This window comes from Herbaspirillum sp. NPDC087042 (assembly GCF_044745245.1).
Taxonomy (GTDB): domain Bacteria; phylum Pseudomonadota; class Gammaproteobacteria; order Burkholderiales; family Burkholderiaceae_D; genus Herbaspirillum.
Map to the genome: position 1 here is coordinate 526,734 of NZ_JBIUZW010000001.1, position 21,331 is coordinate 548,064.

Sequence of the window (21,331 nt, forward strand, 5' to 3'; positions counted from 1 at the left end):
GATTTTTTCCTGCTGGCAGCCCGTCGGGGCTTAAGGCTTACTGATGGGGCTTTTCCTTGAGCACATCGATGACCTCGTCCTGGCCATAGCGGCGCGCCAGGTCCATCGCGGTCAGGCCTTCCTTGTTCTTCAGGCTGAGATCGGCGCCGCCGTCGCGCAGCGCTGCCACCGCCGCTACCCGGCCACGCATGGCTGCCAGCATCACCGGCGTCATCTGCTCGTCGGGCGACTCCGCATCCACATACGCCGAGGCATCGAGCAGCAGCTTGACGATGTCCGAACTGCCGTTGATGGCGGCGTAATGCAGGGCCGTCCAGCCGGGACGGTTGACTTCCACCTCACGCCCCAGCAGCAGCTTGACCACCGGGACGTTGCCGTAGAAGGCCGCCAGCATCAGCGGCGTGTCGCCGTTGGTGGCCTGGGCTTCCAGGTTGACATCGGGGGCGTTGACCAGCAGGTCGAAGGCCTTCATCGAATCCTCGCGGATGGACAGCATCAGGCCGGTATAGCCGCGCTTGGGCTCGATCAGGTTGGGGCCCATGCCCCGCTGCATCAGTTGCTTGAGGAAATACACGTTATCCATGCGGATGGCCTGGAAGTATTCCTCGTAGGCACCGGCACGGGCGGCGCCCGGCAAGAGCAGCGACGTATAGAGCACGATGCGGCCGATACCGCCGAAGCGGGCGCGCAGCTTTTCCAGCAGGGTCATGGCTTGATTCCGAACAGCTTGAAGAAATTGTCAGAGGTCTGGCGCGCCACCTCGGCGGCCGGAATGCCGCGCAGGTCGGCGATGAACTCGCCCACATGGCGCACATAGCCGGGCTCGTTGGTCTTGCCCCGGAAGGGTACCGGCGCCAGGTAGGGAGAATCGGTTTCGATCAGCATGCGCTCCAGCGGGATGGTACGTGCCACCTGCTGCAGATCCTTGGCCGACTTGAAGGTGACGATGCCCGAGAAGGAGATGTAGAACCCCAGTTCGATGGCCGCATCGGCCACTTCCTGCGACTCGGTGAAGCAGTGCATGACACCGGCCACCCCGCCCGCGTCCGGGCTGGCGCCTTCCTCGCGCAGGATGCGGATGGTGTCCTCGGAGGCCGCGCGGGTATGGATGATGAGCGGCTTGCCGGTCGCGCGCGAGGCGCGGATATGGACACGGAAGCGCTCGCGCTGCCATTCCAGGTCGCCCTGCAGGCGGTAGTAGTCCAGACCGGTCTCGCCGATGGCGATGATGCGCGGATGGTCGGCCAGGCGGATCAGCTCATCCACGGAGGGTTCGGGCGTGTCCTCGTAGTCGGGATGCACACCCACCGAGGCGTAGACATTGGGATATTGCTCGGCCAGCGCCAACACTTGCGGGAAATCGGGCAGGTCCACCGACACGCACAGGGCGTGGCTGACCTGGTTTTCGGTCATCTTGCCGAAGATCTCGGGCAAACGCGCCGCCAGGTCGGGAAAATTGATGTGGCAATGGGAATCGATATACATGGGCGCTATTGTAAAGCGATGCGCCGAACGTGTCGCCCCTGCTTACCTTTGCTGACAGGCCCATCCATGACGCCATCCATCAGCGCGCCACCGGCCGCTTGGAAAGCTTGCGCTGCAGGGTACGCCGGTGCATGTTCAGCGCCCGCGCCGTCGAGGAAATATTGCCCTCGTGCTCGGCCAGCACGCGCTGGATATGCTCCCATTCCAGCCGTTCCAGCGACAGCGGCGAGGCCTCCTCCACCGGCAGCGCCGGTTCGCCCGCGGCGTCCCCCTCGCTGGCATGGGCCAGCGCCGAGAGGATGGAGTCGACATTGGCCGGCTTGGCCAGGTAATTGTCGGCCCCCGACTTGATCGCTTGCACCGTGGTGGCAATGCTGGCGTAGCCGGTCAGCACCAGCAGGCGCGCCCGGGGCAGCGCCTGGCGCAGCGGCGCCACCCATTGCAGGCCGGAATCCTTCTCCAGTTGCAGGTCGATGGTGGCGTAGTCGAAGCTCTGCCGGCGCGCCGCCTCCAGCGCCTCTTCGCCGCTATGCGCCACGGTCGGCCGGAAGCCGCGCCGCGCCAGCGACCTGGCCAGGGTGCCGGCAAAGACATCGTTGTCGTCGAGAATCAGGAAAGCTGCACTCATCGGGAAATCTGCAAATGAAATAAATCAGATAAATAAAATAAACGAAATGAAGCGGCCAATCCCCGGCTCAAGCCAGCGGGAACCACAGTTCGGCCTCGCTGCCCTGGCCCGGCGTGGAGCGCAGATGCAGCTTGCCTCCCAGGTGCGCGGCACTGGCGAAGGCCAGCATCAGGCCAATGCCGGAACCGCCGCTGCTACTGGCCACCGGCCCGCGTCCCAGGCGCTGCAACAGCTCGGGCGCAATGCCGCAACCATTATCGACAATGCCGATGATAGCGCGCGCACGACCATCCCTGGATGGCGCGTCAGCTGCCGTCAGGCTGATGCGGATCTCGCCCTGCTGACCGCGCTCCCGGACCGCATGGGCGGCATTGTCCAGCAGCGTCAGCACGATCTGCGAGAGGTCCTGCAACTGGCTGGCCCGCCATTGCGGCTGATGCACTTCGGCCACCAGCAGCACCGCCGGATGGCGCAGGCGCCAGCCTTCCAGCAGGCTCCTGAGCCAGGGCGCCAGCGGCGCGCTGCCCTCGTTGCGGGCCTGGGCATCGGCATCCAGGCGCATGCTCTCCAGGGCGGTCTTGCAGGCGGCGATCTGCTCTTCGACGATGCGCAAGTCCTCGTCATAGGGAGCCAGGGCAGGATTATCGGCCATCTCCCGACGCAGCTCCCCGGCGATCACCGCCACCGTCGACAGCGGCGTGTTGAGCGCATGGGCCGCGCCAGCTGCCTGCGTGCCCAGCGCCAGGATGCGCTGGCTTTGCAGCTGCCGCTCACGCGCCTGTGCCAGCTGGCCATCACGCGAGCGCACGGCAGCGGCGATACGGCTGACGAACCAGGTGATGAGCAAGGCCGAGATCGAGAAATTGATCCACATCCCCGCCAGGTGGTAGGCCATGGCCTGGTCATGGTCGTGGATGTGCAGCGGCTGGTAGAAATAGACCAGCCCCGAATACGCCCCCAGTGCGCAGGCCGCCAGCAGCAGCGCATAAGGCCAGGCCAGGCTGGCCGCACCCGCCGCCAGCGCCGGCAGGTAGAAGGACACGAAGGGATTGGTCGACCCGCCCGAAAAGTAGAGCAAGGCTGTCAGCACCGCCACATCCAGCAGCAGTTGCAGCAGCAGCTCGCCCTGCTCGGCCGGCCGCGGCCAGCGCATGCGCAGCCAGGTGGCGCCGTTGATCAGGGCCTGCAAGGCGATCAGGGCCACCAGCTCGGTCAGCGGCAGCGTGATATGCAACCAGGCCTGGGCCCCCGCCAACACCAGCAGCTCGCCCGCCACCATGGCCCAGCGCAGCCAGAACAGGCGCGACAGCAAGGGATGCTGGGGCAAGGAAGGGCCGGCCGGGGGCGGCGCCGGGCTGAGGCGGGAGGCAGCAGAAGTCATGGACGCGATTATACGGGCGATGCCAGCGGTAGCCCCGTCATCTCATGACCAGCATGAGCCGCCGAGCCGGTACCGTGGGCCACCAGATTCTCATTACAGATGCAAAATTCTCGAAATAAATGCAAATGCGAACGATTATTACTTATACTTACAGAAGTTTTTATCGCGGTTTCTCGCGGTTTCTCTATCTTTTACTGTAATTCCTGAAAGAATTCTCATGTCACCCCGCCCCACCCATCGCCTCACCCCGCTCGCCGCCGCACTCACCCTGGCCTTCCTGGCCCCCTTGCCGGCGCTGGCCCAGACCACCGGCAACAGTGCCGCCGTCGACCCGAAAGACGCCCAGGTGCTGCCCACCGTGACCGTCAATGCCTCCGCCGACGCCTCGGCCGATGGCTTGCCCAAGGAGTTTGCCGGTGGCCAGGTGGCGCGCGGCAGCCGCCTGGGGGTGCTGGGCAACGTCGACAACCTCGATAGCCCGGTGCGCTCGGTGGCCTATACCCAGCAGTTGATCGCCGACCAGCAGGCCCATGGCGTGGGCGACGTGCTCAAGAACGATCCGGTGGTGCGCACCACGCGCGGCTATGGCAACTTCCAGGAGTCGTACATGATCCGTGGCTTCATCGCCAACTCCGACGACCTGATGTACAACGGCCTGTTCGGCATCCTGCCGCGCCAGTATGTGGCCTCCGAGATGATGGAACGGGTCGAGGTGCTCTATGGCGCCAGCGCCTTCCTCAACGGCGCCACACCGGGCGATGCCGGCCTGGGCGGTACCATCAACATCCTGCCCAAGCGCGCCTCCAATGAGCCGCTGACCGAAGTCACGCTGGGTTACGAATCGGGCAACACCAAGTATGGCGCCATCGATTTCTCGCGCCGCCTGGGTCCGGAAGACCGTCTGGGCATCCGCATCAACGCGGCGCGCCATGCGGGCGGCACCGGTGTCTCGGGTGAAAAGCGCGAAACCAACGTGTTCTCGCTGGGCGCCGACTATCGCGGCAACAATTTCCGCCTCTCGGCCGATCTGGGCGTGCAGGAAAACAATCTCAACAACATTCGCTCCAGCGTATCGCTGGCCTCGGGCCTGACCTCGCTGCCGTCGGCGCCCAGCGGCTCGGCCAACTATTCCCAGCCCTGGTCCTACTCCAATGAGCGCGACATCTTCGGCACCGTCCGTGGCGAATGGGATCTCTCCGACACCACCACGGCCTGGGCCGCCTTCGGTGCCCGCCAGGGGACGGAAAACAACTCGCTCTCGGGCGTGCGCGTGAACAATGCCAGCACGGGCGACGCGTCCACCTACCGCTTCGACAATGCGCGCCAGGATGACGTCGCCACCGGCGAAGTGGGCGTGCGCACGCACCTCACTACCGGCCCGGTCTCGCACAAGCTGGTGGCGGCGGCCTCGCTGTACTCGCTGAACTCGCGCAACGCCTATGGCTATTCGTCCTTCTATGCGCTGGGCACCAACATCTACAGCCCGACCACCTATAGCCAGCCGGCCCTGAGCACGCTGGGCAACAGCCTCAGCGATCCGCAGACCACCACCCGCACCAACCTGGCCAGCGCGGTACTGTCCGACACCCTGGGCTTCTACGACGACCGTCTGCTGGTCACCGTGGGTGTGCGCCAGCAACAGCTCAAGTCCGACACCTACGCCTACAACACCCACCTCAACTCGGCCCACTACGACCAGAGCGCGACCTCGCCCATGGGCGGCGTGGTGTTCAAGCTGATGAAGAACCTGTCGCTGTATGGCAATTACATCGAGGGACTGCAGCAGGGCAAGCAGATCACCGACACCACCGCCGCCAACTACGGCCAGGTGCTGGCACCGTACAAGTCCAAGCAAAAGGAAGTGGGCGTGAAGTATGAGCTGGGCGGCCTGGGCCTGGGCGCGGCCTTCTTCACCACCGATCGGCCGCTGTCCTACAAGGATTCGGTCACCAATATCGAATCCACCAACGGCCTGCAGCGCAATCGCGGCGTGGAGCTGACCGCCTTTGGCGAACTGACGAAGAACATGCGCCTGCTCTCCGGCATCACCTTCCTCAACGCCAAGCAGCTGCAGACCAGCGGCAGCAGCAACAACGGCAACTACGCGATCGGGGTACCCAAGCTGCAAGCCAATGCCGGCCTGGAATACGATATCCCGGGTGTGCGTGGACTGACCGTCAATGGCCGTGCCACCTACACCTCGACCCAGTACGCCGATGCCGCCAACAAGCTGGAAGTACCGTCGTGGGTGCGCTATGACATCGGCGCCCGCTACCTGACCGATATCGGTGGCCGCGCCGTGACCTTCCGCGCGTCCATCGAGAACCTGGCCAACCGCAACTACTGGGAATCGGCGGGTGGGGCCTCCAACTCGGGCTACCTGGTCCTGGCCAATCCGCGCACCTTCAGCACCTCGGTGTCGGTGGCCTTCTAAGCCTGCTCCGCACGCAGCCTGCGCCCTGCAGGCTGCAACAAGCAAAACGCCTGCGTCCATCGATGGAAGCAGGCGTTTTTCATGCTGGCCAGGCCAGCAGCCACGACGGCCGGTCAGTCAAACAGGCCGGCGTAGGCGATCAGCATTTCCTCGATGAACAGCTTGGCCGACAGCGGATGGTCGGCAATGGCGCGACGTTCGCCCATGCCACGGATGGCCGCCGCAATCGCCAGGGCATCGACGCGCTCGGCCAGTCGTCCCAGCTCCTTGCCGTAGCGCGGGTAGTAGCGCACCACGCCGGCCGACTTCAGCGACAGCAAGTCGTAGAGCCAGCGCTGCAGCCAGCCGACCAGTTCCGGCACCGGCGTCTTCTGCAGCTTGTCGGCGGCGCGCAGGGCGCCGTCCACGCCAGGCTGGGCCAGATGGCGCAGCAATTCGTCCAGTGCCTCGCGGCCCTCGCCCTGGGCGGCTTCCTGCGCGGCCAGCGGGGCGCCGCCCTGCTCGGCCAGCCAGGCGTCGGCATCCTTGACGCCCTGCTGCTTGAGCCAGGCCAGGGCTTCGTCGTGTCCCGGTGCATTCAGGGCAAACTTGCGACAACGTGACAGGATGGTCGGCAAGAGCCGGTCCAGGCGGTTCGACAGCAGCAGGAACATGGTGCCTGGCGGCGGCTCTTCCAGCGTCTTGAGCAAGGCATTGGCGGCGGCCGTATTGAGCGCCTCGGCCGGATACAGCATCACCACCCGCAGGCCGGAGCGGTGGGTGGAGACGTTCATGAAATCGGCCAGGGCGCGGATCTGGTCGATCTTGATTTCCTTGGAGGGGGTCTTGCTGGCCTTGGCGCTCTTCTTTTCCTCGCCACTGTCGTCATCGGCGATCTCGTCTTCCAGTGCCTCCGGGCGCACGCGCCGATAGTCGGGGTGGTTGGATTGCGAGAACCAGTTGCAGGAGGCACAGACCCCGCAGGCATGCGCCTCGGGCGTGGGCGACTCGCACAGCAGCGACTTGGCAAAGGCTTCCACGAAGCGGGTCTTGCCGGTGCCGGCGGCGCCATAGAACAACAGCGCATGCGGCAGGCGCTCGCGCAATTGCTGGAGCTGGCGCCAGCTCTCGCCCTGCCAGGGCAACAAAACGTCGGCGGAAGAAACGCTCATCGCTGTGCCCCCATCACAAGGCCGCCACGATGGCGCGCAGTTCCTCCTGGATCACAGGAATCGGACGGGTCGAATCGACGATACGGAAGCGCTGCGGGAACTGCTGCGCCCGGCGCAGGTATTCGGCGCGGGTGTTGGCGAAGAAATCGGCCTTTTCCTGTTCGAACTTGTCCAGGGTGCGCTCGGCATCCAGGCGTGCGCGCGCCACTTCCAGCGGGACGTCGAAGAGCAGGGTCAGGTCCGGCTGCAAGTGCGGGTGGACCCAGTCTTCCAGGCGCTCCAGCTTGTCCAGTGCCAGCTTGCGACCACCGCCTTGGTAGGCGAAGGTGGCATCGGTGAAGCGGTCCGAGATCACCCAGTCGCCGCGTGCCAGGGCCGGCTCGATCACTTGCGCCAGGTGTTCGCGGCGCGAGGCGAACATCAGCAGGGCCTCGGTTTCCAGGTGCATCTTGTGGTGCAGGACCAGCTCGCGCAGGCGCTCGCCCAGTTCGGTGCCGCCCGGCTCGCGGGTGGCGACCACGGACAGGCCGCGTGCGCGCAAGAGCTCGGTGACGAAAGGAATATGGGTCGACTTGCCGGCGCCGTCGATGCCTTCGAAGGTGATGAATTTGCCTGATGCCATGAAGGGATCGCTACTCAAAGAAAACGGTGAAAAAACGGTAAATAAAAACGGTAAAAATCGCCAGGATCAACGCTGGTAGCGGTTGACGGCCTGGTTGTGCTCGGTCAGGCTGCTGGAAAAATGGCTGGTGCCATCTCCACGCGCCACGAAGTATAAGGCCTCGGTCTTGTCCGGGTTCAGCGCCGCTGCCAGCGAGGCTGCGCCGGGCAAGGCGATGGGCGTGGGCGGCAGGCCGGCCCGGGTATAGGTGTTGTAGGGCGTGTCGGTCAGCAGGTCGACCTTGCGGATCTTGCCCTGGTAGCGATCGCCCATGCCATAGATCACGGTCGGGTCGGTCTGCAGCAGCATGCCGGTGCGCAGGCGGTTCACGAAGACCCCGGCGACCATGCCACGCTCGGACTTCTGCCCGGTTTCCTTTTCGACGATGGAGGCCATGGTCAGCGCCTCGTAGGGCGTGCGGTAAGGCAGCGACAGGTCGCGCTGGGCCCAGGCTTCATTGAGTTTCTTGCTCATCAGCGCAAAGGCCTGGCGGTAGACCTGCATGTCGCTGGCGCCCTTGGCGAAGAGATAGGTATCGGGGAAGAACAGGCCTTCCGGATAGGTATATTCGGTGGTCAGTTTGGCCAGGATCTGCTGGTCGGTCCAGCCGGCGGTATCGTGCTTCAGGGCCGGCTGGTCGGCGATGGCGCGGCGCATCTGCCTGAAGGTCCAGCCCTCGATGACGGTCAGGGCTTCCTGGGCGAATTCGCCGCGCACCAGCTGCAGCAGCAGGCGCTGCGGCGTGTAGCCGGGCTTGATCTCGTAGCTGCCGGCCTTGATCCGGGTCCCCTCGCCCGACAGGCGTGCATACAGGGCGAACAGGTCCGGGTTGACCGGCACGCCAGCCGCGGCGATCTGCTGGGCAGCGCCGGACACACCGGCGCCAGGCGTAATGGTAAAGGCGATGACCTGGCCGCTCGGATCCACGATGGGCTGCTTGGACCAATAGACCCCGGCTGCTGCCACCAGCCCCGCCAGAATGATCAATGTCGCAAATAACTTCTTCATACCAGATGCAAAATCCCTGTTGCTCCGACGCGTTTTTTCGGAGATCACTATAATCGAGGCATCAATGATAATCGCTGGCACGACAGTTGCCTAATTTGCCGGGCAGAGATGCCCTGGCCAGCCGTAATCCGTAAAAGATTTCCTATGACAGAATTGACCGCATCGCCCTCCGTCTGGCGTGACTTCCTGGCGCAACAAGGCGCCCGTTTCGACGCCGATGGCACCGAGGTACTGGGTTTTGGCCCCGCCACGCCCTCACCGCAGAGCCTGGAAAGCTTCATGGCCCCGCTCACCGGCCTGGGCCTGATCGCCGCCAGCGGCGAAGAAGCCGCCACCTTCCTGCACGGCCAGCTCACCAATGATGTGCAAAAGCTCGACGAGAACAGTGCGCGCCTGGCCGGCTATTGCACGGCCAAGGGCCGCCTGCTGGCCACGCTCCTGATGTGGCGCGACGGGCAAACCGTCTTCCTGCAGCTGCCGCGCAGCCTGCAGCCGGCCATCCAGAAACGCCTGCAGATGTTCATCCTGCGCGCCAAGGCCAAGCTGGCCGACGCTGGCACCAGCCACGCCGCGCTGGGCCTGGCCGGTCCGGCCGCCGCCAATGCCCTGACCGAATGGTTCCCGGTGCTGCCGCAGCAAGCCTATGACAAGACCAGCAATGGCAACGGCACCCTGATCCGCCTGGCCGATGCCGCCGGCAGCCCCCGCTACCAGTGGATCGCTGCGCCCGAGACCCTGGTGGCAGCCTGGCCGCGTCTGGTCCAGCACCTTGCCCCGACGGCCTCGCAGGCCTGGCGCCTGACCGAGATCCGCGCCGGCGTGCCCAGCATCACCGCCAGCACGCAGGAGCAGTTCGTACCGCAGATGATCAATTTCGAGCTCATCGGTGGCGTCAATTTCAAGAAGGGTTGCTATCCCGGCCAGGAAATCGTGGCGCGCAGCCAGTACCTGGGCAAGCTCAAGCGCCGCACCCTGCTGGCCACCATCGACAGCGACACCGCGCAGGCGGGCAATGAAGTCTTTGCAGTGACCGATCCCGGCCAGCCCTGCGGCATGGTGGTCAATGCCGAACCCCTGGGTGAAGGCCGCGCACTGGCGCTGGTCGAGCTGAAACTGGCAGCCGCCGAAGAGGCCATCCACCTCGGTGCCGCCGACGGACCGGCGCTGCACTTCCACGACCTGCCCTACGAGCTGGCCGATCCGCAATAAGCGGATACCCGGGCATCAGGCAAGGACAGGCCATGGATCTCTACATTTATTATCGCGTCGCCCCCACCCAGGCCCAGGCGCTGCACGGCAGGCTCAAGGCCGTGCAGACGGTGCTGCAGGCCCGCTTCGGCATCGCCGGCGGCCTCAAGCGACGCCCCGGCGAGCAGGACGGCTTGCAGACCTGGATGGAAGTCTACGAACACATTGCCGCACCACGCGCGACCGAATTCACCCGCGCCCTGGAGCTTGCCCTGGAGGACGCCGGCATCCCGGCGCTCATCAGCGGGCCGCGTCATGTCGAACAGTTCGAGGATGTCGCCTCATGTGCCTGATCATCTTCGCCTGGAAAGTCATCCCCGGCATGCCATTGATCCTGGCGGCCAATCGCGACGAATTCTATGCCCGCCCGGCTGCCGATGCCGCCTGGTGGCGGGATCACGGACAAGTCTTTGCCGGACGCGACCTGCAAGGTGGTGGCACCTGGCTGGGCGTGACGCGCGAAGGCCGTTTCGCCGCGCTGACCAATGTACGTTCGCCCTCGGAGCGACGAGCGGAGGCCCCCAGTCGTGGGCAACTGGTGGCCGACTACCTGGGTGGCACGATGGATCCGGCTAGCTACCTGCGCCAGATCGCCCCGCGTGCGCAGGAATTCAACGGTTTCAACCTGCTGCTGGGCGACCGCGAGACCATGCTGTGGTACTCCAACCGGGGCGACGAGGACGCCCGCAACGGCCAGCCGCTGGACTACGGCGTCTATGGCCTCTCCAACGCCCTGCTGGACACGCCCTGGCCCAAGGTCACCCGCGCCAAGGCGCAGTTCGCCAGCCTGCTGTGCCAGGGAGCGCCGGAAGAGACCTTCTTCGAGATGCTCACCGACGCCACCCGCGCCAATGACTGCCGCCTGCCCGATACCGGCGTGGGCCTGGAAAGGGAGAGGATGCTCTCCCCCATCTTCATCCGCTCGCCCGACTATGGCACCCGCTGCTCGACGGTCCTGCGCGTGCCCATCGTTGGCGAGCCGGTCCTGACCGAACATGTGGTTGATCCTATGGCAATGCAATATTGCGCCGAGCCGGCGACCGACAAAGCTTGCAAGATCCCTTGCAAGCCCAAGGTGGAGGAAGCGCCACAGGACCCTCCCCTGCATGGCGGAGATGCCCGCCAGGCCTGAACTGGCGAGCAACAGGTCTGCTCGCATGAAATAACCAAAACGTATATCTGATATTTGGAAGATAAATTGGCCTGATTTGATGCGGAGCAGTAAAGTTACACCTGTCTCCTCCAATTTCCTCCTAAAGAATTGGATTCAAGCCCACGCCGCAAGGTCGTGGGCTTTTTTTTGCCTGTTTCAGGCCGCCATGCAGTACGGCCCGCATCCGGCAGGCCGTCCCTCACCCATCAGGCCTGGATACCCAGCGCCTCCAGCAGGATCTGTGCGACCCGCTCCGACGATTGCGGATTCTGGCCGGTAATCAACTGGCCATCGCGAATGCCAAATACCTGCCAGTTGCCCGCCCCTTCAAACACCCCGCCCAGCGCGCGCAAGCGGCTCTCCAGCAGGAATGGCACCACCTCGGCCAGGCCGACTTCGCGCTCTTCGGCATCGGTGAAGGAGTTCACGCGCTTGCCCTCGACCATCGGCTTGCCATCCGCACGCACTGCCGAGACCAGGCCGGCGGCACCGTGGCAGACCGAGGCGATGAACTTGCCCGCGCCGTAGGCCGCTTCAACAGTCGCTTTCACATTGGCATCGGTGGGCAAGTCCCACATGGTGCCGTGACCACCGGGGAAGAACACCGCGTCGAAACCCGCCACCTGTACGCCAGCCAGGGCCTGGGTGTGGGCGATGCGGTCCTGCAGGTCAACATCGGCCAGCATGCGCTCGACGATGGCATCGTTCTCGCCCACCGCCTTGATACTGCCGGGATCGATGGGGGCAGGTCCGCCGGCGGTGGAGGCAATCGTCACTGTGGCACCGGCATCGACCAGCGCGTAGTAAGGCGCGGCCAGTTCCTCGGCCCACAGGCCGGTGGGCTTGTCGGTGTCACCCATGCGGCTGCTGGAGGTGACGATCATCAGGATATTCGGTACGGTCATGGCGTTTCCTTTCATTCGGTGTGCGGGGTAGCGGCAAGCGGAAGGGATCGCGCCCCATCCGGTCAGCCGGCATGGACGACACTATATTCAGGATTAAAACGACGATAAACTGCCTCCGAATCAATTCATTCATTACATCATTGAACAAATGAGAAGCTTCGACCCCGTCCAGCTCGGTAGTATCGAACTCTTCTGCAAGGCCGCCGAACTGGGCGGCTTCACCGCCGCCGCCGAGGCCCTGGGCCTGACACCGGCCTCGGTAAGCCGCTCCATCAGCCGCCTGGAGTCGCGCCTGGGCGTGCGCCTGTTCGTGCGGACCACCCGCCAGATCCGGCTCACGCCCGAGGGCAGCCTGTACCACCAGCAATGCCAGCAGGCACTGGAGCAGATCGCCGACGCCGAGCGCATCCTCACCGGCCGCCAAAAGGCGCCGGCCGGCCCCTTGCGCATCAGCGTGGGGACGCCCTACGCCCATTTCCGGCTGCTACCGCTGCTGCCGCGCTTCCAGCAGGCCTATCCGCAGATCGAAGTGGAACTCAGCGTTGCCAACCGGGTGGTGGATTTCGTGGAAGAAGGCTTCGACCTGGCCATCCGCCTGGGTGTGCCACCGGATTCCCGGCTCATCGCCGTGCCGCTGGAGGATCCCACGCTGGGCGTCTTTGCCGCCCCGGCCTACCTGCAACGACGCGGCGCGCCGCAGACCGTGGCTGAGCTGGAGCAGCACGACTGCATCCAGTTCATCCTGCCCAGCAGCGGACGCGCCATGCCCTGGATCTTCAGGGATGCGATCTCGACTTTCATTTCCAGAGCCGCCAGCGCATCCATGACGACGTGCTGGGCTGCGTGAACTGGGCCATCGCCGGTGGCGGGCTGTTCCAGATCTATCACTTCGTGGCCGAGGCCGCCGTGCAGCGCGGAGAGCTGGTCGAGGTGCTGCAGGCCGCCGGTCACCGCACCCGACACTTTTCCCTGCTCTATCCGCATAACCGCCACCTGTCGGCGCGGGTGCGCGCTTTCGTCGACTTCCTCACCCAGGCCGTGCGCCAGCCCTGAAAAGCCATCGGCCCCATCGCCGGGCTGCGGGACAGCACGGGGATGGGGCCGATGAAAGCCTCAGGCAACAGCCAGGATTGGGCTTAGTGGTGCATCTTGGCGTCGGAACGGTCCAGGATGGCTTCCGGCGCTTGCGCGTCGTCCACGGTCTCGTTGTTGAGCACCTTGTGCAGGCGTTCGGTATCGAGCTCACCGCTCCACTTGGCCACGACCAGGGTCGCCACGCCGTTACCGATGGTATTGGTCAGGGCGCGTGCTTCGGACATGAAGCGGTCGATACCCAGGATCAGCGCCAGGCCCGCGACCGGCACGTGACCCACCGCCGACAGGGTCGCGGCCAGCACGATGAAGCCGGAACCGGTGATGCCGGCTGCGCCCTTGGAGGTCAGCAGCAGCACGCCCAGGAGCGTCAGTTCCTGCACGAAGGTCATGGGCGTGTTGGTCGCCTGGGCGATGAACACGGCGGCCATGGTCAGGTAGATCGCGGTGCCGTCCAGGTTGAACGAGTAGCCGGTAGGGATCACCAGGCCGACCACGGTCTTCTTGGCGCCGGCGTTTTCCATCTTGGCCAGCATGCGCGGCAGCACCGATTCCGAGGAGGAGGTGCCCAGCACGATCAGCAGTTCTTCCTTGATGTACTTGACGAACTTCCACACCGAGAAGCCGTGCAGGCGGGTGATGATACCCAGCACCACGAAGATGAACAGCAGGCAGGTCAGGTAGAAGGTACCCATCAGCTTGGCCAGGGAGAACAGCGAACCCACGCCGTACTTGCCGATGGTGAAGGACATGGCGCCGAAGGCACCGATCGGTGCGACCTTCATGATCGCGCCCACCACCGAGAACAGCACATGCGAGATCTTCTCGATGAAGTCGAACACCAGGGTGCCGCGGCCACCGAACTTGTGCAGCGCGAAGCCGAACAGTACCGCCACCAGCAGCACCTGCAGCACGTCACCCTTGGCAAACGCATCGAACATGCTCGAAGGGATGATGCTCATGACGAAGTCGGTGACCGAACCCAGCTTGCCAGGGGCGGTGTAAGAGGCGATGCTCTTGGTATCCAGCGTGGCCGGGTCGACGTTCATGCCCACGCCCGGTTGCAGGAAGTTCACCAGCAACAGGCCGATGATGAGCGCCACGGTGCTGACCACTTCGAAGTACAGCAGCGCCAGGCCGCCGGTCTTGCCGACCTTTTTCATGTCTTCCATACCGGCAATGCCGATGACGACGGTGCAGAAGATCACAGGCGCGATGATCATCTTGATCAGCTTGACGAAGCCTTCGCCCAGGGGCTTCATGGCTTCACCCGTGGAGGGATAGAAATGGCCCAGCGCGATGCCGATCACGATGGCAACCAGGACCTGGAAATACAGCGACTTATAGATGGGCGGTTTTTGTGCCGTCATGTTGGTTTCTCCTTAAACATCAAATACCAGCTGGTCCATGTGTACCAGCCGCCTGCCTTGGTCGGATCGTCGTCCGTTAGGGCCTTTTTGTTAGTCCGGGAGAACTCCCCCTCCCCGGTTCGGGCGCAAGTATCTCTCAGGCACCTGCGGGCTGGTATTGTGGGAAACCACATTCATGCAGCTTACAAAGCATAAATATGATCTGTATCGCATTCTGCGCAGCAACAAAATCCACGATATAGTGAACAGTTGGGGAAAGCAATGACAAGGAAAACATCGTGCAACGAAAACTGACGGTCACCGCCCGGCTGGGGATCCTGGTGGTGGTGCTGTGCGCCAGCGTGGTGCTGCTGGCCTGGCGGGACATGCTGGGCATGGCCTCCAGCAACGACAAGCTCAAGCATGTCTACGAAGACTGTACCATGGCCCTGATCGATCTCTCGCGCGTGCGCGACGCCCTCTATCTCAACCGGGATGTGATGGGACGGGCGCTGATGCTGGTCAATGTGCAGGCCGAGCCCGACAGCAGCGGCAATGAAGCCCAGGTGCGCCAGTGGCTGGGGCGCCTCAAGGAACTGGACGAGCGCTTCGAGCAAGGCTGGCTCGCCTACAAGGGCACCGTGCTGTCGCCGGCCGAACAGGTCGAGGCCAGCCGTTTCGAACAAAACTGGAAGTCTTACCTGAGCCAGCGCACCCAGGTCATCGAACTCATCAGCACCACCCAGGTCAGCCAGGCCAACCGCCTGTGGCCGCAGATCACCCCCCTGCTCTCCACCCTGGCCACGCAACTGGCCAGCCTGAGCAAGCTGCAGGAAACCCAGACCCGCCAGGTCTACGATGAAGCCCTGGGCGAGTATGAACAACTGCGCGCGCGCAACCTGCAGATCGCGGCCGTGGCCCTGGTGGTCGGGGTGGCGCTGGCCCTGTGGATCATCATCGGCCTGCGCCGCGAGCTGGGCGGTGAACCAGCCTATGCCGCCCATATCGTGCGCCAGATCGCCGACGGCAACCTGGGTATCGAGGTGCGCCTGCGCCGCAATGACCGCAGCAGTCTGCTCTACGCCATGCACACCATGCGCGAGCGCCTCACCGAGATCATGCGCAGCGTCACGCTGTCGACCCAGTCGCTGGGGGATTCATCCCGCCAGCTCAACTCCACCGCGTATGCACTGGCCCAGGCCTCCAGCGAACAGGCCGCCGCCGTGGAAGAAGTCCACAGCGCCATCGCCAGCATGAGCCAGGCCATCCAGGAAACCGGCGACCATGCCCGCCGCACCGACCAGATCGCCCTGGCCGCCGCCGCCGATGCCGACAAGAGCGGTGCGGCCGTCCAGAGCACGGTCTCGGCCATGCGCGGCATCGCCCGCCAGGTCGGCGTGATCGATGACATCGCCTACCAGACCAACCTGCTGGCCCTGAATGCCGCCATCGAGGCGGCCCGCGCGGGCGAACATGGCCGGGGGTTTTCGGTGGTGGCGGCAGAAATCCGCAAGCTGGCCGAGCGCAGTCAGGGCAGCGCGCACGAGATCAGCGTGATCGCCCAGCAAAGCGTGGAAACGGCCGAGCAGACCAGCCAGCGCCTGGTCGAAGGTACGCTGCAGGGGATCCGCCAGGCTTCCCGCCAGATCAACCAGATCACGCAATCCTCACGCATGCAGGAAGATGGCGTCCAGGAAATCGGCGCAGCCATGGCGCAATTGAACGAAACCACCCAGCGCAACGCGGCAGCCTCGGAAGAACTGGCGACCACCTCCCAGGCCGTAGCCGATCGTGCGCGCGAACTGGGTACCCAGCTCTGCTACTTCCGCCTGGAAGAAACAGCCCCCGACGATCCGACCCAAGCGGCCCGATCCTGAGGCTGAATCTGCGGCTGAATCTGCGGCTGAATCTGAAGCTGAATCTGAGGCTGAAGCTCAGACCAGGCTGGCACGCATGGTGATATGGGGGATGCCGGCCTCCATGAACTCCTCGCCTTCACGTACGAAACCGTGCCTGGCGTAGAAGGGAGCGGCGTGGGTCTGGGCGTTGAGGACAACTTCGCGATCACCACGCTCGCGCGCGGCCTGGATCAGGGCCTGCAAGACCGCCCCGCCGACACCCTGGCCGCGTCCCGCGCGGCGCACGGCCATGCGGCCGATATGGCCGTCGGGCAGCAGACGGCCGGTCGCCAGCGGCTGGCCGGCTTCGTCATAGGCCACGGCGTGGATGCATAGCGCGTCCATCTCGTCGAGCTCGATCTCGGCCGGCACCTTCTGCTCGTCGACAAAGACTTCGAAACGGATCGGTTGGGCATGGGCGCGCTGGGTCTCCCAGTTGCCGACGGTGATGTTCATGTGCATGTTCCTGCAGAAAAAGTGAAAGCGGGCCGCGCTGGCCTCATTCGTGATCCAGCTTCCTGGAGATATCCAGCCGGCGGATCAGCTTGAAGGTCCCCATGGCCTTGGCCACCAGGCGCTCGCCGTTCCAGAGTTCGGCCTGGCAAAAGCACATGGTGGTGGAGCGGTGATAGGTATGGCCGCGCGCCACGATGGTGTCGCCCGCATGGCCGGCCGGCTGCAGGAAGCTGGTACTCATCTCCACGGTGGCCGAGGACTTGGCGTCCGGCACGCCGGCGCGCGCCGACAGGCCCATGGCCACATCGAGCATGGTCATCGAGATGCCGCCCTGCGCCACCTGCCAGCTGTTCATGAACTCGGGCTTGAGCAGCAGGGACATGACGGCGCGGTTGTCGCCGTATTCCAGCACTTCCACACCCAGGGCCTGCAGGTAGGGGTTCCCCTGCGGGAAGACTTCAGTCAGCACCAGGCTCATTGCACCTGCCTCAGACTTCGTAGTCCATGCACTGGCGCGCTTCGCGCACGGCGCCGATGAAGGGCTTGATGGCAACGTGGTCGGGATGGTCCTGGTAGGCATCCAGGGCCGCGCGGGAGGCGAATTCGGAGTACAGCACCACGTCATAGGTGGCTTCCAGGCCGGGCTGCGCCAGCACCGCCTCGAACTTCAGGATGCCTGGCACGACGTTGGCGCAGCTATCCAGCAATTGCTTCATCTTTTGCAGGTTGGTGGCCTTGTCGGCGCCTTCTGCATGGTCCTTCAACTTCCACATCACGATATGCTTGATCACGGTTGCTCTCCACTACCCGGAAAATGGGCAAACCGTAATGATAAGCCAAAGCCCCGTTCCGGGTCGCAGACGCTCCCGTCACAGTCGCTGCGCGATCTTCATGAAGGAGCCGACCAGCCGCCCTTCACGGCGCTCGGCCAGGCAATACACATAGGTATGGGTGCTCACCGGATCGCCCTCGATGCGCACCATGCGGAAGCGTTCGTCGGGAATGAACTCGGCCTCCGACACCGTGCCCAGCCCCAAGCCACGCGCCACCGCCTCGCGCAGTGCCTCGCGGCTGCCGATCTCCATCACCACGCGCGGCGCGATGCCGGCCTGCTGCATCGCCTTTTCCAGCGCCAGGCGGGTGGTCGAGCCCTGTTCGCGCACCAGCATGGGCTGCTGGTCCAGCTCGGCCAGCGCCACCGACTCGCGCTGGTAGAAGGGATGATCGCGATGCACGAACAGCACCACCGCGTGATCGGCATAGGGCACCGCATGGAAACGCGCATCGTCGGTGACGCTGGCCAGCACGGCCACGTCGGTCACGTAGTTGTCCAGGTCCGCCAGGGACTGGGCCGAATTGCCCAGCTTGATCGACAGCTCCACCTTGGGATAGCGGGCGCGATAGGCATCCACCATCTCGATCACGTGGAACGGCCCGACCGCGCCAATGCGCAGGTGACCGACATGCAGCGCCCCCGAATTGACCAGCAGGTTCAGGGCATCGAGCTCCAGCTCGGCGATATTCTGGGCGATCGGCAAGAGGCGCTGCGCAGTCTCGGACAGGTCCACCCGCCGCCCGCGCCGGAAGAACAGCTCCACGTTGTGTTCGCGCTCCAGCGATTGCACCTGGGTGGTCAGGGTCGGCTGGCTCACGCCCAGCGCCCGGGCAGCGGCGGAAAAGCCGCGATGGCGGGCAACAGCCAGGAAGGCACGCAGTTGTGATGGGGTCATCTATAGATCCTATCAATAGATAATTCTATTTTTTGCGATTATATCGATAATAGGGCCGTCATAAAGTCTATTTAACCTGTGTCCTGTCAGTGCCCTGCGATGTGCGCCCACTGACCCGCAGCGCTGCCGGCCCCGCCGGCAGCCGCCTAACGCGCCCCGACCCGGGACGCCACTTCGACAAGGAATGGACATGCAACGACGTAGACTGCTCGCCCTCTGCCTGGGCGCCCTCGCCACCCTCGCCTCTCTCCCGCTCAGCCAGAGCGCCCTCGCGGCCCAGACGCTGACCGTGGGCCTGATCCCGGCCGAGGATTCGCAATCCATGCTGGAAAACAGCAAGGCTGTCATCGACACTCTGCAACGGCAGCTGGGCATGCCGGTCAAGCCCTTCATCGCCACTGACTACAACGGCATCATCGAGGCCCTGCGCGCGCGCAAGCTGGATGTCGCCTACCTCGGCCCCTTCTCCTATGTGCTGGCCAGTTCGGTGGCCAATGTCGAAGCCTTCGCCGTGGCCGAGACCAAGAAGAGCGGGCGCAGCTACTACAAGAGCCTCATCATCACCCGCCGCGACAGCGGACTGCAATCGCTGGAGCAGCTCAAGGGCCGTACCATGGCCTTCGTCGATCCCTCCTCCGCCTCCGGCCACCTGTTCCCCAGCGCCGGCCTGCAAAAGCTCAACATCGACCCCAACAAGTATTTTGCGCGGGTGATCTTCTCCGGTTCGCATGACGCCAGCATCCTGGCCGTCACCAACAAGAAGGTCGATGCTGCCGCCGTAGCGGACCGCATCCTGGCGGCTGCCGTCGCCAGGGGTGTGGTGCAGCAGGCCGATCTGAACGTGGTCTGGACCTCGCCCGACATTCCCGAGTCCCCCATGGTCTGGCGCCGCGACCTGGATCCGGCCCTGAAACAGAAGATCGCCGCCGCCTTCGCCAGCATCAAGGACGTGCAATGGGGCGACCAGGGCGTGCTGAACGGCTTCGTCCCCACCACCGACGCCGCCTATGACGTGGTGCGCGATACCGCCAAGATCCTCAAGCTGGATCTGAAGGCCATGAAATGATCCAGATCCGCGCCCTCTGCAAGCAGTACGGCAGCCAGGCCGTGCTGCGCGGGATCGACCTGGACGTCCCGGCCGGCCAGTTCCTGGTCGTGCTGGGCCCCTCCGGGGCAGGCAAGTCCACCTTGCTGCGCTGTATCAACGGCCTGGTGCAACCCAGCTCGGGCCAGTTGCAGGTGGCCGGCTTCGATGCCACCGATGGCCGCGCCCGGCACGTGCGCCAGTTGCGCCGTGAGGTGGCGATGATCTTCCAGCATCACAATGTGGTGCCGCGTCTGTCGGTGCTCAAGAACACCCTGACCGGTCGCCTGGGACAGGTATCCACGCTGACGTCGCTGCTGCAATTGTTTTCGCACCGGGATGTGGCCCTGGCCATGGAATGCCTGCGCCGGGTGGAACTGGATCACAAGGCCCACCAGCGTACCGATGCGCTCTCCGGTGGCCAGCGCCAGCGCGTGGGCATCGCCCGCGCCCTGGCCCAGCGACCCCAGGTGATCCTGGCCGACGAACCGGTGGCCAGCCTCGACCCCAAGACCTCGCGCCTGGTCCTGCACTACCTGCGGGCGGCCTCGCGCGAGCTGGGCATCACCGTGGTCTGCAACCTGCACCAGGTGGACTATGCCCGCGAATTCGGCGACCGCATCGTCGGCCTGGCCGGTGGCCGGCTGGTCTTCGATGGCAGCGGCGCTACGCTGGACGAGCATCACCTCAGCCGCATCTACGGCGACCCGGCGCAGGCGACTGTGCCAATGCCAGCGCCTGCCGCCGTCGCCGCGTCGGCACTGTCGCCATCCCTGCAAGGAGCCCTGACATGAATTCCCCCACCTCCTCCCCGGTCGTGCCAGGCGGCTATCTCTGGACCGGTCCGCGCCCGCTGACGCTGCGCGGCTGGCTGCAGTGCGTCGGCCTGGTCGTGATGCTGGGCTGGCTGCTGGCCTGGAGCGCCCGCGGCACCGAGCTGTCCTGGCACGAGCTGGCCGATGGCCTGCCGCAGATCGGCGACTTCCTGGCGCGCTCCTTCCCGCCCAACTGGGCTTTGCTGGGCGAGCTGGTCGCTCCGGCCATCGAGACCGTGCAGATCGCCCTGTGGGGGACCTTGCTGGGGGTGCTCGGGGCCATCCCCGTGGCCTTGCTGGCAGCACGCAATCTCAATTCCAGCCGCTGGCTGTATGGGGTGGTGCGCCAGGCCCTCAACGTCACGCGCAGCATCAATGAACTGATCCTGGCCCTGGTCTTCGTCTCGGCAGTCGGCCTGGGCCCCTTCCCCGGCGTACTGGCGCTGGCCGTGCATGGCGTAGGGATGATCGGCAAGTTCTTCGCCGAAAGCATCGAGGAAATCGACCAGGGCCCCCTGGAGGCCCTGCGCGCCACCGGCGCCCGGCCCTTGCAGGTGATCGTCTTTGGCGTGCTGCCGCAGGTGGCCACGGCCTGGATCGCCACCGTGCTCTACCGTTTCGAAGTCAACCTGCGCCAGGCGACCGTACTGGGCATGGTCGGCGCAGGCGGGCTGGGGTTCGAACTGGTCAACAGCCTCAAGCTGTTCAAATACCAGGACACCGCCACCTGCATCGTCGTGGTGACCCTGATGGTGGTGGCGGCAGACGCCCTCTCCAGCCGCCTGCGCCATCGCATCCAGGATGGCCGCACGCACTGATGCTGATGCCGATACCGCCTCCCCTTGAACAACGA

Annotated in this window: 21 protein-coding genes and 1 pseudogene; 9 read left to right on the forward strand and 13 right to left on the reverse strand. The window is 64.8% G+C overall.

Going from position 1 to position 21,331, the window contains the following annotated elements; translation table 11 throughout:
* Window positions 1–37: 37 nt before the first annotated feature.
* From ACIPHN_RS02340 to ACIPHN_RS02355, 4 genes are all read right to left on the reverse strand, one after another.
* Window positions 38–709, reverse strand: coding sequence for an ankyrin repeat domain-containing protein (locus ACIPHN_RS02340; protein ID WP_400432153.1), 672 nt, complete (start codon window positions 707–709; stop codon window positions 38–40).
* On the reverse strand, window positions 706–1,485 hold the full coding sequence (locus ACIPHN_RS02345; protein ID WP_400432156.1) for a TatD family hydrolase: 780 nt from the start codon (window positions 1,483–1,485) through the stop codon (window positions 706–708). The genes ACIPHN_RS02340 and ACIPHN_RS02345 overlap by 4 nt, the downstream gene beginning before the upstream one ends.
* 79 nt (window positions 1,486–1,564) lie before the next feature.
* A complete protein-coding gene (locus ACIPHN_RS02350) occupies window positions 1,565–2,113 on the reverse strand; it encodes a response regulator transcription factor (RefSeq protein WP_400432159.1) in 549 nt (182 codons plus the stop codon).
* A 67-nt stretch (window positions 2,114–2,180) separates the two neighbouring features.
* On the reverse strand, window positions 2,181–3,494 hold the full coding sequence (locus ACIPHN_RS02355) for an ATP-binding protein (protein ID WP_400432161.1): 1,314 nt from the start codon (window positions 3,492–3,494) through the stop codon (window positions 2,181–2,183).
* 217 nt (window positions 3,495–3,711) lie between these two features.
* On the opposite strand from ACIPHN_RS02355, the gene ACIPHN_RS02360 reads away from it, so the two are divergent.
* A complete protein-coding gene (locus ACIPHN_RS02360) occupies window positions 3,712–5,928 on the forward strand; it encodes a TonB-dependent receptor (protein ID WP_400432164.1) in 2,217 nt (738 codons plus the stop codon).
* Window positions 5,929–6,041: 113 nt separating this feature from the next.
* On the opposite strand, the gene ACIPHN_RS02365 is transcribed toward ACIPHN_RS02360, so the two are convergent.
* The 3 genes from ACIPHN_RS02365 to mltG all read right to left on the reverse strand — a co-directional run bounded on the left by ACIPHN_RS02365 (window position 6,042) and on the right by mltG (window position 8,748).
* The gene (locus tag ACIPHN_RS02365; RefSeq protein WP_400432167.1) at window positions 6,042–7,079 is read right to left on the reverse strand and encodes a DNA polymerase III subunit delta'; all 1,038 of its coding nucleotides are present in this window, start codon (window positions 7,077–7,079) and stop codon (window positions 6,042–6,044) included.
* 13 nt (window positions 7,080–7,092) lie between these two features.
* The gene (gene tmk, locus ACIPHN_RS02370) at window positions 7,093–7,701 is read right to left on the reverse strand and encodes a dTMP kinase (RefSeq protein ID WP_400432170.1); all 609 of its coding nucleotides are present in this window, start codon (window positions 7,699–7,701) and stop codon (window positions 7,093–7,095) included.
* Between the two features lie 66 nt (window positions 7,702–7,767).
* On the reverse strand, window positions 7,768–8,748 hold the full coding sequence (gene mltG, locus ACIPHN_RS02375; RefSeq protein ID WP_400432172.1) for an endolytic transglycosylase MltG: 981 nt from the start codon (window positions 8,746–8,748) through the stop codon (window positions 7,768–7,770).
* A gap of 144 nt (window positions 8,749–8,892) precedes the next feature.
* On the opposite strand from mltG, the gene ACIPHN_RS02380 reads away from it, so the two are divergent.
* Genes ACIPHN_RS02380 through ACIPHN_RS02390 form a run of 3 tightly spaced genes read left to right on the forward strand, consistent with a single transcriptional unit; the run spans window position 8,893 to window position 11,128 of the window.
* On the forward strand, window positions 8,893–9,957 hold the full coding sequence (locus tag ACIPHN_RS02380) for a YgfZ/GcvT domain-containing protein (RefSeq protein WP_400432175.1): 1,065 nt from the start codon (window positions 8,893–8,895) through the stop codon (window positions 9,955–9,957).
* A 32-nt stretch (window positions 9,958–9,989) separates the two neighbouring features.
* Complete coding sequence (locus ACIPHN_RS02385; RefSeq protein ID WP_400432178.1) at window positions 9,990–10,289, forward strand: DUF4936 family protein; 300 nt, start codon at window positions 9,990–9,992, stop codon at window positions 10,287–10,289.
* The gene (locus tag ACIPHN_RS02390; protein WP_400432181.1) at window positions 10,280–11,128 is read left to right on the forward strand and encodes an NRDE family protein; all 849 of its coding nucleotides are present in this window, start codon (window positions 10,280–10,282) and stop codon (window positions 11,126–11,128) included. Before ACIPHN_RS02385 ends, ACIPHN_RS02390 begins: the two co-directional genes overlap by 10 nt.
* A 227-nt stretch (window positions 11,129–11,355) precedes the next feature.
* Here ACIPHN_RS02390 and ACIPHN_RS02395 read toward each other — a convergent pair whose 3' ends face one another.
* Window positions 11,356–12,054: a type 1 glutamine amidotransferase domain-containing protein gene (locus ACIPHN_RS02395; protein WP_400432184.1), complete on the reverse strand. Its 699-nt coding sequence runs from the start codon at window positions 12,052–12,054 to the stop codon at window positions 11,356–11,358.
* A 148-nt stretch (window positions 12,055–12,202) separates the two neighbouring features.
* Here ACIPHN_RS02395 and ACIPHN_RS02400 point away from each other — a divergent pair.
* Window positions 12,203–13,107, forward strand: a pseudogene (locus ACIPHN_RS02400) (LysR family transcriptional regulator).
* Between the two features lie 83 nt (window positions 13,108–13,190).
* On the opposite strand, the gene ACIPHN_RS02405 reads toward ACIPHN_RS02400, so the two are convergent.
* Window positions 13,191–14,516 carry a dicarboxylate/amino acid:cation symporter gene (locus ACIPHN_RS02405; protein ID WP_400432187.1) on the reverse strand — a complete coding sequence of 442 codons (1,326 nt, stop codon included), beginning with the start codon at window positions 14,514–14,516 and terminating at the stop codon, window positions 13,191–13,193.
* 278 nt (window positions 14,517–14,794) lie between these two features.
* Between ACIPHN_RS02405 and ACIPHN_RS02410 the strand changes: the two genes are divergently transcribed.
* Window positions 14,795–16,372, forward strand: coding sequence for a methyl-accepting chemotaxis protein (locus tag ACIPHN_RS02410; protein ID WP_400432189.1), 1,578 nt, complete (start codon window positions 14,795–14,797; stop codon window positions 16,370–16,372).
* Between the two features lie 57 nt (window positions 16,373–16,429).
* On the opposite strand, the gene ACIPHN_RS02415 is transcribed toward ACIPHN_RS02410, so the two are convergent.
* The 4 genes from ACIPHN_RS02415 to ACIPHN_RS02430 form a co-directional block, all read right to left on the reverse strand.
* Window positions 16,430–16,849 carry a GNAT family N-acetyltransferase gene (locus ACIPHN_RS02415; protein WP_400432192.1) on the reverse strand — a complete coding sequence of 140 codons (420 nt, stop codon included), beginning with the start codon at window positions 16,847–16,849 and terminating at the stop codon, window positions 16,430–16,432.
* Window positions 16,850–16,892: 43 nt separating this feature from the next.
* Entirely contained in the window at window positions 16,893–17,327 is a 435-nt protein-coding gene (locus tag ACIPHN_RS02420) for a PaaI family thioesterase (protein ID WP_400432194.1), read from the reverse strand.
* Window positions 17,328–17,337: 10 nt separating this feature from the next.
* A complete protein-coding gene (locus ACIPHN_RS02425; RefSeq protein ID WP_198980825.1) occupies window positions 17,338–17,640 on the reverse strand; it encodes a Dabb family protein in 303 nt (100 codons plus the stop codon).
* 78 nt (window positions 17,641–17,718) lie between these two features.
* Window positions 17,719–18,579 (reverse strand): LysR substrate-binding domain-containing protein, encoded by an 861-nt coding sequence (locus ACIPHN_RS02430; protein ID WP_400432197.1) that lies wholly within the window; start codon window positions 18,577–18,579, stop codon window positions 17,719–17,721.
* A gap of 190 nt (window positions 18,580–18,769) precedes the next feature.
* On the opposite strand from ACIPHN_RS02430, the gene phnD reads away from it, so the two are divergent.
* Genes phnD through phnE form a run of 3 tightly spaced genes read left to right on the forward strand, consistent with a single transcriptional unit; the run spans window position 18,770 to window position 21,296 of the window.
* Window positions 18,770–19,645, forward strand: coding sequence for a phosphonate ABC transporter substrate-binding protein (phnD, locus tag ACIPHN_RS02435; RefSeq protein ID WP_400432200.1), 876 nt, complete (start codon window positions 18,770–18,772; stop codon window positions 19,643–19,645).
* Window positions 19,642–20,457: a phosphonate ABC transporter ATP-binding protein gene (phnC, locus tag ACIPHN_RS02440; RefSeq protein ID WP_400432202.1), complete on the forward strand. Its 816-nt coding sequence runs from the start codon at window positions 19,642–19,644 to the stop codon at window positions 20,455–20,457. Before phnD ends, phnC begins: the two co-directional genes overlap by 4 nt.
* On the forward strand, window positions 20,454–21,296 hold the full coding sequence (phnE, locus tag ACIPHN_RS02445) for a phosphonate ABC transporter, permease protein PhnE (RefSeq protein ID WP_400432204.1): 843 nt from the start codon (window positions 20,454–20,456) through the stop codon (window positions 21,294–21,296). Before phnC ends, phnE begins: the two co-directional genes overlap by 4 nt.
* The last annotated feature ends 35 nt before the right edge of the window (window positions 21,297–21,331 follow it).

Coding starts and splice junctions, on each gene's coding strand:
- ACIPHN_RS02340 (WP_400432153.1), bottom strand. CDS start 709: ATGACCCTGCTGGAAAAGCTGCGCGCCCGCTTCGGCGGTATCGGCCGC.
- ACIPHN_RS02345 (WP_400432156.1), bottom strand. CDS start 1,485: ATGTATATCGATTCCCATTGCCACATCAATTTTCCCGACCTGGCGGCG.
- ACIPHN_RS02350 (WP_400432159.1), bottom strand. CDS start 2,113: ATGAGTGCAGCTTTCCTGATTCTCGACGACAACGATGTCTTTGCCGGC.
- ACIPHN_RS02355 (WP_400432161.1), bottom strand. CDS start 3,494: ATGACTTCTGCTGCCTCCCGCCTCAGCCCGGCGCCGCCCCCGGCCGGC.
- ACIPHN_RS02360 (WP_400432164.1), top strand. CDS start 3,712: ATGTCACCCCGCCCCACCCATCGCCTCACCCCGCTCGCCGCCGCACTC.
- ACIPHN_RS02365 (WP_400432167.1), bottom strand. CDS start 7,079: ATGAGCGTTTCTTCCGCCGACGTTTTGTTGCCCTGGCAGGGCGAGAGC.
- tmk (WP_400432170.1), bottom strand. CDS start 7,701: ATGGCATCAGGCAAATTCATCACCTTCGAAGGCATCGACGGCGCCGGC.
- mltG (WP_400432172.1), bottom strand. CDS start 8,748: ATGAAGAAGTTATTTGCGACATTGATCATTCTGGCGGGGCTGGTGGCA.
- ACIPHN_RS02380 (WP_400432175.1), top strand. CDS start 8,893: ATGACAGAATTGACCGCATCGCCCTCCGTCTGGCGTGACTTCCTGGCG.
- ACIPHN_RS02385 (WP_400432178.1), top strand. CDS start 9,990: ATGGATCTCTACATTTATTATCGCGTCGCCCCCACCCAGGCCCAGGCG.
- ACIPHN_RS02390 (WP_400432181.1), top strand. CDS start 10,280: ATGTGCCTGATCATCTTCGCCTGGAAAGTCATCCCCGGCATGCCATTG.
- ACIPHN_RS02395 (WP_400432184.1), bottom strand. CDS start 12,054: ATGACCGTACCGAATATCCTGATGATCGTCACCTCCAGCAGCCGCATG.
- ACIPHN_RS02405 (WP_400432187.1), bottom strand. CDS start 14,516: ATGACGGCACAAAAACCGCCCATCTATAAGTCGCTGTATTTCCAGGTC.
- ACIPHN_RS02415 (WP_400432192.1), bottom strand. CDS start 16,849: ATGAACATCACCGTCGGCAACTGGGAGACCCAGCGCGCCCATGCCCAA.
- ACIPHN_RS02420 (WP_400432194.1), bottom strand. CDS start 17,327: ATGAGCCTGGTGCTGACTGAAGTCTTCCCGCAGGGGAACCCCTACCTG.
- ACIPHN_RS02430 (WP_400432197.1), bottom strand. CDS start 18,579: ATGACCCCATCACAACTGCGTGCCTTCCTGGCTGTTGCCCGCCATCGC.
- phnD (WP_400432200.1), top strand. CDS start 18,770: ATGCAACGACGTAGACTGCTCGCCCTCTGCCTGGGCGCCCTCGCCACC.
- phnC (WP_400432202.1), top strand. CDS start 19,642: ATGATCCAGATCCGCGCCCTCTGCAAGCAGTACGGCAGCCAGGCCGTG.
- phnE (WP_400432204.1), top strand. CDS start 20,454: ATGAATTCCCCCACCTCCTCCCCGGTCGTGCCAGGCGGCTATCTCTGG.